Annotated in this window: 15 protein-coding genes; 10 read left to right on the top strand and 5 right to left on the bottom strand. The window is 62.3% G+C overall.

What is annotated here, in order from left to right; translation table 11 throughout:
* The first annotated feature begins 1 nt into the window (after position 1).
* The 3 genes from nadA to nadC are packed head-to-tail and all read left to right on the top strand — an operon-like array spanning position 2 to position 3371.
* Positions 2-976, top strand: a complete 975-nt coding sequence (gene nadA / locus ACCO56_RS16960) for a quinolinate synthase NadA (protein ID WP_433641959.1) — start codon at positions 2-4, stop codon at positions 974-976.
* Positions 973-2520: an L-aspartate oxidase gene (locus ACCO56_RS16955; RefSeq protein ID WP_433641958.1), complete on the top strand. Its 1548-nt coding sequence runs from the start codon at positions 973-975 to the stop codon at positions 2518-2520. Before nadA ends, ACCO56_RS16955 begins: the two co-directional genes overlap by 4 nt.
* A 2-nt stretch (positions 2521-2522) precedes the next feature.
* Positions 2523-3371 carry a carboxylating nicotinate-nucleotide diphosphorylase gene (gene nadC, locus ACCO56_RS16950; RefSeq protein WP_433641957.1) on the top strand — a complete coding sequence of 283 codons (849 nt, stop codon included), beginning with the start codon at positions 2523-2525 and terminating at the stop codon, positions 3369-3371.
* A gap of 160 nt (positions 3372-3531) precedes the next feature.
* Here nadC and ACCO56_RS16945 read toward each other — a convergent pair whose 3' ends face one another.
* Positions 3532-4119, bottom strand: coding sequence for a glyoxalase superfamily protein (locus tag ACCO56_RS16945; protein WP_433641956.1), 588 nt, complete (start codon positions 4117-4119; stop codon positions 3532-3534).
* Between the two features lie 526 nt (positions 4120-4645).
* Between ACCO56_RS16945 and ACCO56_RS16940 the strand changes: the two genes are divergently transcribed.
* The 7 genes from ACCO56_RS16940 to ACCO56_RS16910 all read left to right on the top strand — a co-directional run bounded on the left by ACCO56_RS16940 (position 4646) and on the right by ACCO56_RS16910 (position 11324).
* On the top strand, positions 4646-5662 hold the full coding sequence (locus ACCO56_RS16940; protein WP_433641955.1) for an ABC transporter substrate-binding protein: 1017 nt from the start codon (positions 4646-4648) through the stop codon (positions 5660-5662).
* The gene (locus tag ACCO56_RS16935; protein ID WP_433641953.1) at positions 5659-6465 is read left to right on the top strand and encodes an ABC transporter ATP-binding protein; all 807 of its coding nucleotides are present in this window, start codon (positions 5659-5661) and stop codon (positions 6463-6465) included. The genes ACCO56_RS16940 and ACCO56_RS16935 overlap by 4 nt, the downstream gene beginning before the upstream one ends.
* Before the next feature lies 1 nt (position 6466).
* On the top strand, positions 6467-7282 hold the full coding sequence (locus ACCO56_RS16930) for an ABC transporter permease (protein WP_433641952.1): 816 nt from the start codon (positions 6467-6469) through the stop codon (positions 7280-7282).
* An 18-nt stretch (positions 7283-7300) separates the two neighbouring features.
* Positions 7301-8017, top strand: a complete 717-nt coding sequence (locus tag ACCO56_RS16925) for a GntR family transcriptional regulator (protein WP_433641951.1) — start codon at positions 7301-7303, stop codon at positions 8015-8017.
* Entirely contained in the window at positions 8014-8928 is a 915-nt protein-coding gene (locus tag ACCO56_RS16920; RefSeq protein ID WP_433641949.1) for an Ldh family oxidoreductase, read from the top strand. The genes ACCO56_RS16925 and ACCO56_RS16920 overlap by 4 nt, the downstream gene beginning before the upstream one ends.
* A gap of 130 nt (positions 8929-9058) precedes the next feature.
* A complete protein-coding gene (locus ACCO56_RS16915) occupies positions 9059-10411 on the top strand; it encodes an acyl-CoA thioesterase/BAAT N-terminal domain-containing protein (protein WP_433641948.1) in 1353 nt (450 codons plus the stop codon).
* Positions 10392-11324 (top strand): DUF1684 domain-containing protein, encoded by a 933-nt coding sequence (locus ACCO56_RS16910; RefSeq protein ID WP_433641947.1) that lies wholly within the window; start codon positions 10392-10394, stop codon positions 11322-11324. Before ACCO56_RS16915 ends, ACCO56_RS16910 begins: the two co-directional genes overlap by 20 nt.
* A gap of 444 nt (positions 11325-11768) precedes the next feature.
* Here ACCO56_RS16910 and ACCO56_RS16905 read toward each other — a convergent pair whose 3' ends face one another.
* From ACCO56_RS16905 to ACCO56_RS16890, 4 genes are all read right to left on the bottom strand, one after another.
* Positions 11769-12572 carry an amino acid ABC transporter ATP-binding protein gene (locus tag ACCO56_RS16905; protein ID WP_433641946.1) on the bottom strand — a complete coding sequence of 268 codons (804 nt, stop codon included), beginning with the start codon at positions 12570-12572 and terminating at the stop codon, positions 11769-11771.
* Positions 12569-13444 (bottom strand): amino acid ABC transporter permease, encoded by an 876-nt coding sequence (locus ACCO56_RS16900; RefSeq protein WP_433641945.1) that lies wholly within the window; start codon positions 13442-13444, stop codon positions 12569-12571. Before ACCO56_RS16900 ends, ACCO56_RS16905 begins: the two co-directional genes overlap by 4 nt.
* Positions 13444-14277: an ABC transporter substrate-binding protein gene (locus tag ACCO56_RS16895; protein WP_433641944.1), complete on the bottom strand. Its 834-nt coding sequence runs from the start codon at positions 14275-14277 to the stop codon at positions 13444-13446. Before ACCO56_RS16895 ends, ACCO56_RS16900 begins: the two co-directional genes overlap by 1 nt.
* A 68-nt stretch (positions 14278-14345) precedes the next feature.
* A complete protein-coding gene (locus ACCO56_RS16890; protein ID WP_433641943.1) occupies positions 14346-15263 on the bottom strand; it encodes a hypothetical protein in 918 nt (305 codons plus the stop codon).
* Positions 15264-15320 lie beyond the last annotated feature (57 nt).

Genomic DNA, 15320 nt, shown 5'->3' with positions numbered 1-15320 from the left:
CATGCAGACTGCGCCGTCTTCCGCTGCATCGCTTTATGATCGCGTCCGGCGGGTGATCCCTCCGGTCGAATGGCCGGCCTTCTCCGAAGATATCGACGCCATCCTCGCTCTCAAACGCGAGCGCAACGCCATCATCCTGGCGCACAACTACCAGACGCCCGAGATCTTCCATTGCGTGGCCGACATCGTCGGCGACAGCTTGTCGCTCGCCCGCAACGCCATAAAGGTCGAGGCCGATATCATCGTCCTCGCCGGCGTTCACTTCATGGCTGAGACGGCCAAGCTCCTCAATCCGGACAAGACCGTGCTGATCCCTGATCTCGATGCCGGCTGTTCGCTGGCCGACTCGATCTCTGCCGGAGATGTGCGGCTGATGCGGCAGCGCTATCCCGGCGTGCCGATCGTGACCTATGTCAACACGTCGGCCGCGGTGAAGGCAGAATCCGACATCTGCTGCACTTCTGGGAATGCATTGGCTGTGGTGCGATCGCTCGGCGCGCCGCGGGTCATCATGCTGCCGGATGAATATCTGGCGAAAAACGTCGCTACGCAGACAGACGTCGAAATCATCACCTGGAAAGGACATTGCGAGGTCCACGAGCGTTTTACGGCGGCCGATATCCGTGAGCTTCGCGAGGCGCATCCGGGTGTCACGGTGCTCGCCCATCCCGAGTGCCCGCCCGAGGTTGTCGCCGAGGCCGATTTCGCCGGCTCGACGGCCGCGATGTCCGACTATGTCGGGCAGCACAGGCCGGCACGCGTCGTGCTGATGACCGAATGTTCGATGAGCGACAATGTCGCCGTCGACCATCCAGAAGTCGACTTCATCCGCCCCTGCAATCTCTGCCCGCACATGAAGCGCATCACGCTCGTCAACATCCGTGCTGCGCTGGAACACAATCGGCACGCGGTCAGCATCAATCCGAAGGTCGAGGCCCGCGCCCGCCATGCGGTCGAGCGGATGCTTGCTGTATGAGCCTCGACCTGCACGATCTCGGCGGGCGCCCTGTCATCGTTGGCGGCGGCGTTGCCGGCCTGATGACGGCACTTTATCTTGCCCCGGAACCGACGGTACTCCTGACCAAAACGCCGCTGGGCGGCGACAGCTCGACCGTGCTGGCGCAGGGCGGACTTGCGGCGAGCCTCGGCGCCGACGATTGCCCCGACCTGCATCTTGCAGACACATTGGCGGCCGGTGACGGGCTTTGCGACGAGGCAGCCGCCAGGCGCATCGTCGAGGCAGCACCTCGAGCAATCGATGGCCTCGAACGTCTGGGCGTCAGGTTCGACCGTGAGCCCGACGGAGCGCCGCGGCTCGGACTCGAGGCCGCTCATTCGCGCCGACGCATCGTGCACGCCGCAGGCGACGCCACCGGCCGCGAACTGGCCCGCGCGCTTGCCGAAGCGGTGCGCCGAACGCCTTCGATCACAGTTCTGGAAGGGATAGAAGCTCGGCGCCTCATAATGGAAGGCGGCGCGATCGCGGGCGTGCTTGCTGCCAGCGGCTCAAGCCTGTTTGCCCTGGCGAGCCACCGCGTGGTGCTCGCGACCGGCGGCATCGGCGGCCTGTTCCACGACACCACGAACCCGCTCGGCTCCTGGGGCCAGGGACTGGCGCTCGCCGCACGCGCCGGCGCAGAGCTCGCCGATCTCGAATTCGTGCAATTTCACCCCACGGCGCTGGATGGACCGCATCGCCCGATGGCGCTCGTGAGCGAAGCGGTGCGCGGCGAAGGCGCCGTGCTCGTCGATGAGCGCGGACAACGTTTCCTCGCCGGAACCCCCGGTCGCGAACTCGCGCCGCGTGACGTCGTGGCGCGAGCAGTCTGGCATCAGCTACTCGCCGGACATCGCGTGTTCCTCGATGCACGGCAATGCCTCGGATCGAGATTCGCGCAACGTTTTCCGGCGATCGCACATCTTTGTCACGTAGCCGGAATAGACCCCACGGTCGAGCCGATCCCGATACGCCCAGCAGCCCACTATCATATGGGCGGCGTGGCCGTGGACGCGGAGAGCCGCAGCTCGGTCGGCGGCTTATGGGCCTGCGGCGAGGTCGCCTGCACCGGGCTGCATGGCGCTAACCGGCTCGCAAGCAACTCCCTTATCGAAGCCGTGGTTTCGGCCGCCTCGACGGCCCAAAGCGTTGGGGCCATCCCTGCCGGAGTGCGCCGATGCCTTCCTCCAACGATAATCCCGCCGCGGCCGGACCCTGCATCTATCCGCCCGATCTTCTCACATGCTCTCGGCATCGTGCGCGACGACGAAACGTTGCGCGAAGCCGCAACGGCCTTGCTGCCGCTCGCTGTCGGCTGCGAGGCAACCGCCGACCCGGCGGCGGTCGCTCTGATGATCGCGGTCGCAGCACTTCGTCGGGAGGAAAGCCGCGGCGCGCATTTCCGATCCGATTTCACAGGACGCAACGCACAGCCCTGCTCGTCACGACTGACGCTCGACGAGACGATCGAAACGTCGGAGGAGCTCGCCGACGTGGTGCAGCCGCTTGCCAGGAGTGCCTGATCATGACTTCAACGCCATTGCCGCCAATCATGTTCGAGCCGCTCGTGCGCACCGCGTTGCTGGAGGATCTCGGCCGTGCCGGCGACCTGACCACCAACGCAATCGTTCCGGTTGATGCCAGCGCAACGATGATGCTTGCGGCGCGACAGGCCGGTGTGGTCGCCGGCCTCGATATCGCCGCGCTTGCGTTCCGGATCATCGATCCGGCCACGGTGATCACCGTGGCTCGTCCGGACGGCAGCGGGGTTTCCCCTGGCGAGATTATCGCGACGGTTCGCGGGCCCGCCCGCGCCTTGCTCACGGCCGAGCGAACGGCGCTTAATTTTCTTTGCCATCTCAGCGGTATCGCCACCACCACGGCGCAGGTCGTCGAAGCCATCCACGGTCACAAGGCAAGGATCGTATGCACGCGAAAGACGACGCCCGGCCTGCGCGCGCTGGAGAAATATGCTGTACGTGCCGGTGGCGGCGGCAATCATCGCTTCGGGCTCGATGATGCCGTGCTCATCAAGGACAATCATATCGCGATTGCCGGCGACATTCGCACCGCCATCGAGCGCGCGCGGGACAGCGTAGGCCATATGGTCAGGATCGAGGTGGAGGTCGACACGCTCGATCAGTTGGACATCGCGCTCGCAGCTGGGGTCGATGCGGTGCTCCTGGACAACATGTCACTTGACCAACTCGCTCAGGCGGTGGCGATGGTGGGAGGGCGCGCGATGACGGAAGCCTCGGGTCGCGTGACGCCGGAAACCGCGCCTGCTATCGCGTCGACCGGCGTCGACCTCATCTCGATCGGCTGGCTCACCCACAGCGCCCCCATCCTCGATATTGGACTGGATTGCGCATAGCTGAGAATGATGGACATAGAGACCGAGACTTTGGAGGAGACGACAAGGTATCCTCTCGGTCGCGGAAATCCTGACGGACAGATTGGCTGCCTTTTTAAATCGCAGCAGTCGGCCGCAAAATACGGAGTTTGCGGCCGAATGCGACAAACGTCGACCGGTCTTATGCAGCTTGTCGATTCATTGCGGCGCTCTTTTCGTGCAAGCCCCAAATGTGCCCGAACGGATCGAAGAATGCTGCAACCCGATGGCCGTTATCGGCAAGCTCGGGCGCATTGCGAATGGTGGCTCCGGCAGCAACAGCCCTCTTTAACACGACCGCTGCATCCCGCACATCCAGCCGAAAAATCGTGCTCCCTGAACCTTTCTCTTTCAGAAAGAAGGGACCGCCGCGTGATGGCTCGGCTTCGCGGTGAGGATTCGAGCCGCAAATGGAGATCGTCCGATCACCGATCCGCATGTCCAGGGCCATCAATTCACCATCTCGAAGATGATGGGCCTGTGTCTGCACAGCGCCCAATGCCGCCTCGAAAAACAATGCGGCTTCCTGCTGGCGGCCATGCTCGACAAAAATCGTCAACGTCAGCGACATCTCTTCGTCGCATGCCGCCTTCAGAACATTCCAATCAGAAAAGCCAAGCTGGCGAGCGACGATCTCGAGGCAGGCGCTGTGTGACAATTCTATCTGCTGTTCGTCCAAAGCCTTCCGCAAGGCTTTGGCCATAGATTTCGAACGAGCAAGAGTACCCATGGTTCAATCCCTTTCTGGGGCGAAATCAGTGTCAGTGCTCGCGTTGCTGACGGCCGCCCACCGGGGTCAAACCATGACGATTGTGCATTCACCATTCCAAGAGGAGCGAGCGGCAGGCTGCACGGCCCGCTCGAAATGTCAGGCGATTCGTAGCGGCGATCAAGTGTTTCATCGCCTCCGTAGCGGAAGTTACAGATTTTTGTGTTGGCCGGTGCTCCGGCCAGTAGCATCGAATCCCAGCCGAGAATGCGGAAGATTTGTCGCCAGAATTACGAGGCCGGGTCTTCTCGCGCATCAATGGGCAGTGGTCGCGCATCCTTCGTACCGCCTCACAGAGCTCCGACCGCGTGCCGCGCATTAGTCGATCCGATGGAAATATCAGATTGCGCTGCTGATACATCAGCTGTAAGTAGTCATTTCAGGTTAGATGGTCGGCTCACCCGCGGCGCAGTCTTCGCTTCACGGGAGTGACGAGACCGTCAGGTGCCGGCCCGGAAAGCCGCATGGCGCAGGAGGAGTGTCGCGCATGTCTTCAATCAATCGTCGTGATCTCATGGCTGCCGCGGCTGCCGCCGCTTTGGCACCCTCATTCGCTCTGCCGAGTTGGGCACAAGAAAAGTCGAAGATCGAGTTCCTCTATTCGCCCTTCGCGGACTATGCGCCGTTCTTCGTTGCGGAAGAGTTGGGTTACTTCGACGAATTCGGCCTGGACGTGACGCTTTCGCCGAAAGGCGGCACCGCGGAAACTATCCAGATGCTGGCCTCCGGCAATATCGTGTCGGGTGCGGCAACCTGGGGCGCGGGGCTGTTCAACTCCATCAACAGTGGAGCGACCGTGACGATCGTCGGCACGCTGGCCAAGATGCCCGACACCGTACCGTCGCCATCGCCTTTCATGGTATCGGAGCAGGCTTGGCAGGCCGGCATCCGCGAGGTCAAGGACCTCAAGGGCAAGCGCGTCGGCATTCCGGGACCGGGCGGATTCGGCCTGTACTCGGTTGCCAAGGCCCTGGAGAAGGGTGGGCTGACCGTCGACGACGTCGAGGCGGTCTACCTGCCGCCGCCGGCGACCGCGGCTGCCTTCGCCAATGGCGGGCTCGAAGCAGGCTGGAGCATCGAGCCTTTCGCGTTGCAGCTCGAGAAGGAAGGTCTCGGGCGCCGGCTCGTGGAAGACCACACCTTCGGCACCGAACTGGGCTTCATCGCCTTCAACAACGAGTTCGCGAAGCAGAATGAGGGCGCCGTCGTCAACTTCCTGGCCGCCTTTCTGAAGGCCGCGCGCCAGCTCGACAATGGCGGCTGGCAGGACGACAACATCCTGCAGATCGTTTCCAAGTACACGGGTACCGAAAAGGAGACGCTCAAGGGCATAGCCTACACCGTTCGCTCGGAAGACGGTTCCATCGACCTAGCCTCGGTTCGCGAGCAGGAGGAGTTCTTCCGCGCGCGCGGCGCGCTCGAATATGACGGTTCGATCGACATCGACTCCGTCTATCGGACCGATCTCCTGGAGAAGGCAAACGCCCTCCTCGCAAAGCAATGAACGTGGCCGCCTCACAGATCGGCCGGAGCTCGGTTCCAGCCGATGCCGCCTCCGTGATCGAGGTGCGTAATCTCGTCAAGGCGTTCTACGACGTTTCCGGCGATCGCATCACGCTCGCGACGACCGATGTGAACTTCACGGTCAGGCGCGGCGAGTTCGTCTGCATCGTGGGCCCCAGCGGCTGCGGCAAGACGACAGTGCTGCGGATCCTTGCGGGCCTGGAGCAGCTGCTGAGCGGGGAGGTGCGCATCGACAGCACGGCGCCGCCGGCGATGGTGTTCCAAGAAGCGTCCGTGCTTCCCTGGCTGACAGTGGCGCAGAACGTCGCCTTTCCGCTCAGTCTCAAGGGCGTACCCAAGCAGAAGCAGCGCGAGCGCGTCGGCGAGTTGCTGGCGCTGACGGGCCTGACCGAATTCGCCGACGCGCGTCCGCATCAGCTTTCAGGCGGCATGAAGCAGCGCGTCTCGGTGGCACGTGCGCTGGTCGACGACCGCGACGTCCTTCTGATGGATGAGCCCTTCGGCGCGCTCGACGAGCAGACGCGCCTCACGCTGCAGCAGGAACTGCTCGGCATCTGGGAGCGTACCGGCAAGACCGTCGTCTTCATCACGCACAGCGTAGACGAAGCACTGACGCTGGCAGACCGGGTGCTGGTCATGTCGCCGCGTCCCGGCACCATCGTCGCCGATCTGGCGGTTCCCTTCGAGCGTCCCCGCGACGTGGTGGAAATGCGCCGCGACAAGCGGTTCTGGGACCTTACCTACGAGGTCTGGCGGCTGCTGGCCGCGTCACCGGAGCGTTGAGATGACGATTGCCCATCCTGCTCTCTCGCCGGAAGAGATCGAGCGCCTGAAGGCGCCCGCGCGCCGCGACAACATCTATCGCACCCTTTCCTACTTCAGTCCGCTTCTGCTCCTCCTGATCTGGGAAGTGGCGGCACAGGCCGCGCTGATCGACCGCCGTTTCTTCCCGCCGCCGAGCGCCATCGCGGGTACCGCCTGGCAGATGATCGTCAGCCTGGAGCTTTTCGAGCACATCGGGGCGACTTTGCGCCGCGTATGGGTCGGCTATGCCATAGGCGCGATACCCGGGGTGCTACTTGGCCTCGTCCTCGGTCTCTCCGCGCCTGCAAGGCGTGTCCTGGGGCCGATCTTCGCCGCGCTCTATCCGGTGCCGAAGATCGCCATCCTGCCGCTTATCCTGCTGATCTTCGGCGTCGGCGATGCGTCGAAGTTCGTGGTCATCGCAATCGGCGTATTTTTCCTCATGTTCTACAACACGCTTGGCGGCGTGATGCAGATCCCGCGGATCTATCTCGACGTCGCGCGCAACGCGGGAGCGACGAGGTTCCAGACCTTCCGCCGTATCGCGCTGCCATCGGCGCTGCCGAGCATCTTCACCGGGCTGAAACTCGCGGCCGGATCATCCTACATCATCATCGCGGCGGCGGAGTTTCTCGGTGCCCGCAGCGGCGTCGGCTTTTTCATCTGGGCATCGTGGCAGACATTCGCCGTGTCGCGGATGTTCGTCGGCATCGTGGTGATTTCGGTTATGGGCTATCTCACCATCCTCGCGCTTGAAGCGCTGGAGCGGCGTTTCGTGCCCTGGGCGAAGCATTGAGGAGCTGAGGACCAGCTCATGACCGTGGATGCCAGCCCAGCTAACACCCATGCATCTGTTTCGGAGCGCATCTACCTGGCGCTCCGCCAGGAGATCATGCGGTGCGAGATCGCGCCGGGGACGACGATCGACGCAGCCTCCATTGCCCGTCAATACGAGGTTTCGAAGACGCCGGTGCGCGATGCCATGCAGAAGCTCGCCGCCGACGGGCTGGTTACGATTCTTCCGCGCAGCGGCTATCGCGTCACCGCCATCACCTTCCAGGCCGTGCACGAAATCCTCGATCTGCGCGCGGCGATCGGACCGCATGCGGCGCGGCAGGCGGCACGCTACGCGACGGCGGCCGATGTTGCCGCGCTGCGTGAGATTGTCTCGGAGTACGCCGCTCCGCTCGATGTCGGCACTATGCAACAGGTTGCGCGCCGCTTTCACATCGCCATCGCCCGCTGCAGCCGCAACAAGCGCGTCGTCGCTCTCTCGGAAAGCCTGTTCGACGAGCTCGAACGCCTCCTGCGTTTCGCGATCGATTTCTCGGTGAAAACAGGGGAGCATTCCGACGAGCACACGGCACTCGTCGATGCAATCGAAGCCGGCGATGGGGAGCAGGCCGCTGCAATCGAGGCAGCCCATATCAAGAGCAGCCGGGAGTTCCTGATCGAGCGTCTGATGACGTTGGGCTACCTGTCTGAAAGCGAGATCCACAATGGCAACGAAGCGCGGCGTGCAGGTGAATGATCGCGATCTCTGATGCGATAGGCCGGTTGGCTGCGGCACTGGGCGGCGGCCCGGCAGCGAAACTCGCGGCTTCGGCTTTGATCGAGGCCGATGCGCTCGGCCTGTCACGCTTTGGCATAACCATGCTCGATGAATGGACGGTCGATGCTGGCCCCGTGCCGACGAACGAATGCCGGCAAGCCATAAGCTGGCTGGATTGCGCCTCCTGCTTTGCACCGCTCGCGGTCGCCGGCGCCACGCTCGATCTGACCGAGGCCGCCCGACAATTCGGCATCGCCGCCGTCTTCCTGCGCGGCGTGAGGGGCTTCGGTCGGCTCGCCCCCTTCGTTCGCCATCTCGCCGATGCCAGCCTCGTCGGAATCGCTGGTGCCGAGGGCCCGCCTTTTGTCGCGGCGCATGGCGGCACCCGCCCGGTGATCGGTACCAACCCGTTCGCCCTCGCCATGGGCCAGGGCACCGATCGCGTCGTCATCGACGTCGCCAGCAGCACAGCCACCATGGCCGATATTCGCAACGCTCGTGTTTCCGACACGCCATTGCCGGATGGGATCGCCCTGGACGACGAAGGACTGCCGACCAGAATCGCCGCAGACGTCGCGGCGTTACTGCCGCGCGGAGGCCAGATCGGTTCGCTGCTCGGGCTCGTGGTCGAGCTCATGGCCGGTGTCGCCGGCGGGGGCCGGGGAAATCCGCAAGCCCGGGGCGTGTTCATCCTCGCCATCGATCCAGCCAGAGCCGAAGAACGCGTCGACTGGCAAGCCAAGCTTGCCGGATTGAAGAGCGACTGGATGGATGCCGGCGGTCACTGGCCGCGGGGCGGCAATGTGCCGCCCGAAGCCGTGCTGGACGGTGTTTTTGCGCAGCGTTTCGACGCTTATCTCGCTCGCATGACCAGCCAGACAGGCCGATGATGTCGCATTCGCTTCAGCGGACCGGCATGGCTCCGGCCAAAACGCCAGCGACCTCCATAGCTGGGACTCCACCCGGCAGTCGTGACACAGGGCCACGCTGACCGACCCGCCTGCAAAGATGGTGACCTAGATGACGACCAAGCCTGTTTCCAGCCCTGTCTTTTCGATCGATCCTATCGACGGCCTGATAGACGAGCCGCGCCGAATGGTCCTTTCCGGGCTGTCTCCCGACGAAATCGTCGCCATCTCCGCCCGCACCCAGCGAGCGCGTGGCGTGATCTGGATGAGCCAGGCGACCTTCGTGGCCGACGCGCATGGCGTGGTTGATCTGACCCGTGACGCCCCCGTCGGCGGCGATTATGCGGAAGTCTCGGCAATGGGCCTGATTTGGGGTCAGCAACCGGTCGACAGCACGAGTCAAGAGCTCTTTACGGACAACGTCATGGAGCCTCTTCAGACGACGCTGACAGCTGAAACCGCTTGTGGCATCCAGGCCGAGGCCGAACTCTACCAGCGCTTCGCTGCAGCCGGTGTGAAGCGGCGAGAGATCCGCGAGGACGGTCTAGTGGGTACGCTGTTCACGCCGGCGGGGCAAGGCCCTCACCCGGTCGTGGTGGTGCTCAACGGCTCCGGCGGCGGCATCAACGAACCGCGCGGAGCCCTCCTTGCTTCGCGCGGATATCAGGCCTTTGCGCTCGGCTATTTCAAGGCACCGGGCCTGTCGCCCTTCATCACCGAAACCCCGCTCGAGTATCTTGAGACCGGCCTGCGCTGGGCGCGCCGGGAGCTCCAGCCAAAAAACGGCTTCGTTGCGGTCAGCGGTCAGTCGCGCGGCGGCGAGCTCGCTCTCCTCCTTGGCGCTACCTTCCCGGATCTGGTCTCCGCCGTGATCGCCTTTGTGCCGGGGGCCATGGTCCATGGCGCCCAGGGCGCCGGCGATCCGGCGCGTGGCGGCTGGCAAGGCGCGACCTGGACCAGAGGCGGCATTTCCCTGCCGCATTTGTGGCAAGACAACAGCGCTGTGCATTGGCATCCCTGGGCCGGCGACGCACCGCCCAGCCGGCACCATTCGGTCTTCTTCGAGGGGCTGAAAGATACCACGCTGGCGGCGCGGGCGCGCATTCCGGTCGAGAACATCGCTGGACCGGTGCTGCTGATCTCGGGCCGCGACGATCGTGCATGGCCATCCAGTCTCTATTCCCGCATGGTGGTCTCGACGCTCCGCCGCCACGACCACCCTCACTTGGTCCGTCATCTCGATTTCGACAATGCCGGCCACGCGATCAACCTGCCAATCGTACCGTCGACGCAGCTGAGCCGCGAGCACCCGGTCTCGAAGGTACCCTACACCAATGGCGGCACGCCCTCTGGCAATGCCAAAGCCGATGAGGGCTCCTGGGGCGGCGTACTTGCCTTCCTCGACGAGGTTACCGGCTCCGCCATTCAAAGCGACCAGAACTCTCATGCGCAAGCAGACACCTGAATCCTTCGGAAGGGAGACCAACATGCCCACAAGAGAACATTTGGAAGGCCAGTGGCGTGAATGGCGCTATGCTCATGTCGCCAAGATGTTCCGCCCGTATGGCTGGACTTCACTGGTTGCCCAGTACTGGCTGGAAGCGGACGACAAGGGCGTCAGTTTCGATCTGCTTCCCGGTACCTGGTCCGTTGAAGAGGGCCGGATCATGTTCACCCCGCCTGCCTCGGGACCGAACCTTTCGGTGAACGGCGAGTATCCCACGGCGCCCGTCGAAATCATCCCGGGCCGAAACCAGACCTATGGCCACGGCAACAGTGTGCCGGTCTACTTTGGCGTGAACGAGGTCGAGACGATCCTGCGCAGCAAGCATGACGGCCAATCGCTTTATGGCGTGCGCGTGCGCGACCCGCGCGAGGCGACCCGCCCGGAGAATGCCGGTGTCACCGCTTTCGATTATGACCCCGCGTGGCGCCTCCCCGGCGTCTATATGCCGAGTGAGCTCACCGACTTCGAGGCCGAAACCGTGGAAGCGGGCGTGCGTGAATCGACGCCGCGCATAGGCGCATTCACTTTCGAGCACATAGGCAAGAGTTATAGCCTCGTGCTGATCGGCAAAGACACGGCGACAGGCGTGCAGCCCGTGGCGCATATTCGCGATAAGACCAGCGGCCCCATCACCTATGGTGCCGGCCGTGTCATCGAGCTGCAGTTCACGGATGATACAAACACCCGCATCGACTGGATCGACTTCAATTACGCGGTTGCGCTGCCATGCGCGTTCACGAACTTCGTCACCTGTCCAGTGGTTCCCCCTGAGAACCACCTCGATTTCGAGGTGCTCGCGGGTGAGAAGCGCCCCGCGCAGGATGTGGTGAGGACAATGACCTATCAGCTCGGAACAAGCGGCGTTTCATAGCCACAGCACCGCTCAGGTCGGACAAGTGTCCATCAATAGCTGATGGACATTGCTCACGCTTCCCTGCTTCCGCATCCTGTGGATCGAAGCTGCTGGTCCGTTTTCGGCCCTATCTAGACATTCAATATGTCGGAGCTAAGCGTCGGCTTCCGGCGCACCGTTGTCTTTGCTCAAGGTCCATCGCCAACGGCCTGCAGCTTCTGATTCTGCGATTTGCCAACATCAGAGCCACGCCAGCGGCCACGCAACGGGGCCCCATCGTGGTCGAAGTGGTTGCAATGTCCGATCGATGAGCCTGCGTTGACGAGCGTCGTCACGTCACGATGAACGGCTTGGACATCGCGGGCGACGCACCGCACAAGCTCGCGGACCGGCAATGCTCCCTGCCCGACCAGCGCACGCCCCGACCGGAGCCGATTGGGCCTGTTGTGTGCAGGGCGAGCGTTAACCGATGACAGCGGAAATGAAGGCCTGGGTGCGCGCTTCGCGAGGCGCTACAAGAACGTCCGCAGCATCACCCTGCTCTACAATGACGCCTCGATCCATGAATACGACACGATCGGCGACTTCCCTGGCGAAGCCGAGTTCGTGTGTCACCACTACCATCGTCATGCCGGAATGGGCAAGTTCGCGCATGACCGCCAAAACTTCTCCCACCAATTCCGGATCAAGAGCCGATGTGGGCTCGTCAAACAGCATGATCTTCGGGTTCATTGCCAACGCGCGCGCAATGGCGACGCGCTGCTGCTGGCCACCGGACAGTTGGCTCGGATAGCTCGCGGCCTTGGCGGCAAGACCAACACGCTCGAGCAATTTCATCGCGGTCGCTTCCGCGTCCCGGCGTGGCGTCTTCAACACTTGCACGGGGCCTTCAGTAATGTTCTGCAGTGCCGTCATATGCGGGAAAAGGTTGAAGCGCTGGAACACCATGCCGGTCTTGAGGCGTTGCCGAACCGTCTCCTTCTCTGTCAAAGGATAAAGTTTCTGACCGTCCTGACGATATCCGACCAGCTCGCCTTCTAGCCAGATCGTACCGTCATTGATGTCGTGCAGTCGGTTGATGCATCGCAGCAGCGTCGTCTTTCCCGAACCCGACCCCCCGATAAGGCAGACCACCTCCCCCTTGGAAACCGTGAGCGAAACATTGTCCAGCGCGACATAGTCCTGGAATTTTTTGGTGACGTTGCAGATGCGCAGAAGAGGCTGCACGTTATCAGACGTCGTGGGCGCTGAATCAGCGACAGTCATCTGGGCGAGCTCCCCTTTGCAAAATGCCGCTCTAGCGGGATCTGGAACAAAGTCAGGATGGACACCAGGATCAGATACCAGGCACCGGCAACAAACAGCAGTTCCACGACGCGTGCGTTTGCGTAGTAAATCGTTCCGGCGTTGTACATAACCTCGGAGAACTGGATGACGCTCGCCAGCGACGTTGTCTTAACGAGGAGAATGAATTCGTTGCCGAGCGGCGGAATGACCACGCGCATGGCTTGCGGCAGAACGATGCGACGCAAGGCCTTCAGCCGCGTCATCCCGATCGTCTTGGCAGCTTCATACTGCCCCGCATCAACGGAGAGCATGCCCGCGCGTATCACCTCTGCGGTATAGGCACCCTGATTGAGACCGAGGCCCAGAAGCGCGGCCCAGAACGGGCTCATCAGATCGATCATGCGCATCGACCATATGCCTGGTATGCCGACCGTCGGGAACACGAGCGCCAAATTGTACCAGAGCATTAGCTGCAGCAGGACGGGCGTTCCCCGGAACAGCCAGATATAGCCGAAGGCAACAGATCGCATGATGGGATTGTCGGAACTGCGCATGATCGCGAAGATCGTGCCGAGCACGACACCGACAATCATGGCGAGAATCGCGAGGAGAACGGTATTGGCCACGCCCGCCAGGATGGTTGGAACGGTCATAAACCGCCAGAAGTACTCCCACTCGATTTTTCCGTTCGCGAAGGCGTAGCCGATCATCCCCAGGATGACGATGATCAGCGTACCGGAAACCCAACGCCCGAACTGAGGGCGCGCGACGATATGATAGTCGGAGATTTTGTCGAAAGGTCCCGGCATCGCCGGGACCTGATTGCCGAAAGCGCGCTGCGGCGAATTCATCACTTACGTGGCTCACTGTTGATCATCACGTGCGGCAGCGCGTGTGATGTAAGTTCCCACTTTTCAAAGATCGCCTTGTAGGTTCCGTCCGCCATCAGCTCTTCAATCACGTCGGCGATCGCGTCTCGGAAGGCAGAGTCTTCCTTGCGGAAAGCCGCGCCGTAATAGGCCGTGATCAGTGGATCGCCGATCAATCGATAGGCGCCACCTTCCTGCTTGCTGGTGAAGGGGATGCTTTCACCCCCCTGGACGCCTGCCACGACGCGTCCCTGGCGAAGCTGCAGGCGAACGTCCGGGGAGCTCTCCGATCCGATGATCTCAATCGGGGCAAGACCCGCCGCAACACAATTGTCGGCGCTCCAACGCTCGAGAATCCCAAGGTAGCTTGCGGAGCGAATCGTGCCGACAGCCTTGCCGCACAGCTCGATTGGTTCCTTGTACTCGCTGTCGGTCAGGACGTAGAACTGGGCGCCGGCCTTCATGTAGTTCACGAAGTCCATCGACTCGCGTCGCTCTTCATTGTCGATCATGCCCGAGAGGATGAAATCGGTTCGCCCGGTGGTAAGAGCGGGAATGAGCTGGTTGAACAGCCCGTCGGTGCGCTCCACCTTCAGCTTGAGCCGCTCGGCGACCGCGTCGACCAGGTCGATATCCAGTCCTTTGAAGGTGTTGGTTTCCGGGTCGACATATTCCATCGGAGGAAATGTCGCGTTGATAGCAAGCGTCAGCTTGCCGGCATCGCGGATCGATTGCGGTATCTCGCCCGCAACCGACACTCCGGGAAGAATAGCGAGGCCTGCCAAAGCAATGCTCGTAAAGAACTCGTTACGCATGTTGTTCTCCCATTGTTATTTGTGATTTCCTATGCCTCCCGATCGTCGCTCGCGGGAGGTATTTCGGCCTATGAAGCCGACCTTTCTGGCTTCTTCCCAAACGCACGTTCGTCGTAAATCGCTTTGGCGCGGGTTGGAGAAACGATCTCGCCGCCATTCGAGCGCACATAGTCGAGGATCGAAGTCAGACGCCCTTCGAACTCGGGCAATCCCATCGTGTACGTATGACAGACCATCGACACGGTCTGCTGCTCACCACGCTCCGCCGCGCGGCGCACGACCGAATCCCAGACACGCTTCATGGCTTCGAGATTGGAGAACTCGTTGATCATGTAGTTCTCGCCAACCACAAACCGACGAGACAGGCCGGGCGCCACTGCGTCCCACGCCCAGGGAATCTCGAAGAGCGGATCGACCTCATCATCGCCCGCGACGTCGGACTGCCGGACGCTCGACATATAATAGGCGGAAAGTGGTGCATCTCCCCAGGCTGCAGCCTTTTCCGGCCAGACGATCCCCGGAGCGCACGACAGCTCGATGCCGATTCCGGCTTCCTTGAGGAGGCTACCTATGTCGGTTGTGAAGCCATGATAGCCGCCCCGGTACGCCGAAAGCGCAAGCCCGGCATCACGCATCTTGCGCGCTCGCGACAGGATCACGTCACGCATATGGCCGGTATGATAATAGCTGCACGAATCCGGTCCCGTGCCTGGCCCAGGGCCATAGAGATCCTCCTCCGGGTGAAGCACCAGATCAGCCCCGTCGGCGACCAGTGCTCGCCAGAACCGAAGAAACGGGTCCTGGTAAAATCGGTCACGATAAAGGGATCCCGTCAGAACCGTCCAAGCGGCGGCACCACCGGCATGAGTGCCGATTATCTCGCGCATGCGCGAGTATTTGGCGAGAACGCTCGCGTCTTCCTGGTAGGTAGACACAGGATCTGGATCGCTGTCGACATTTACGACGAGAAGAACATCTGCTGACACGGCAGCCCCTCACCTTACATTTTTCCAGGCATGGGCGGGCAATTCGAGTGTCACCAC

The sequence above is a fragment of the Mesorhizobium sp. 1B3 genome, assembly GCF_050958605.1.
In the GTDB taxonomy this organism is placed as follows: domain Bacteria; phylum Pseudomonadota; class Alphaproteobacteria; order Rhizobiales; family Rhizobiaceae.
This window is presented reverse-complemented; position numbering and strand designations above follow the sequence as displayed.

Bases quoted from the DNA above. Each gene is read 5' to 3' on its own strand.
- ACCO56_RS16895 (WP_433641944.1), bottom strand. From the start codon at position 14,277: ATGCGTAACGAGTTCTTTACGAGCATTGCTTTGGCAGGCCTCGCTATT.
- ACCO56_RS16940 (WP_433641955.1), top strand. From the start codon at position 4,646: ATGTCTTCAATCAATCGTCGTGATCTCATGGCTGCCGCGGCTGCCGCC.
- nadC (WP_433641957.1), top strand. From the start codon at position 2,523: ATGACTTCAACGCCATTGCCGCCAATCATGTTCGAGCCGCTCGTGCGC.
- ACCO56_RS16935 (WP_433641953.1), top strand. From the start codon at position 5,659: ATGAACGTGGCCGCCTCACAGATCGGCCGGAGCTCGGTTCCAGCCGAT.
- nadA (WP_433641959.1), top strand. From the start codon at position 2: ATGCAGACTGCGCCGTCTTCCGCTGCATCGCTTTATGATCGCGTCCGG.
- ACCO56_RS16920 (WP_433641949.1), top strand. From the start codon at position 8,014: ATGATCGCGATCTCTGATGCGATAGGCCGGTTGGCTGCGGCACTGGGC.
- ACCO56_RS16945 (WP_433641956.1), bottom strand. From the start codon at position 4,119: ATGGGTACTCTTGCTCGTTCGAAATCTATGGCCAAAGCCTTGCGGAAG.
- ACCO56_RS16900 (WP_433641945.1), bottom strand. From the start codon at position 13,444: ATGAATTCGCCGCAGCGCGCTTTCGGCAATCAGGTCCCGGCGATGCCG.
- ACCO56_RS16915 (WP_433641948.1), top strand. From the start codon at position 9,059: ATGACGACCAAGCCTGTTTCCAGCCCTGTCTTTTCGATCGATCCTATC.
- ACCO56_RS16905 (WP_433641946.1), bottom strand. From the start codon at position 12,572: ATGACTGTCGCTGATTCAGCGCCCACGACGTCTGATAACGTGCAGCCT.
- ACCO56_RS16930 (WP_433641952.1), top strand. From the start codon at position 6,467: ATGACGATTGCCCATCCTGCTCTCTCGCCGGAAGAGATCGAGCGCCTG.
- ACCO56_RS16925 (WP_433641951.1), top strand. From the start codon at position 7,301: ATGACCGTGGATGCCAGCCCAGCTAACACCCATGCATCTGTTTCGGAG.
- ACCO56_RS16910 (WP_433641947.1), top strand. From the start codon at position 10,392: ATGCGCAAGCAGACACCTGAATCCTTCGGAAGGGAGACCAACATGCCC.
- ACCO56_RS16955 (WP_433641958.1), top strand. From the start codon at position 973: ATGAGCCTCGACCTGCACGATCTCGGCGGGCGCCCTGTCATCGTTGGC.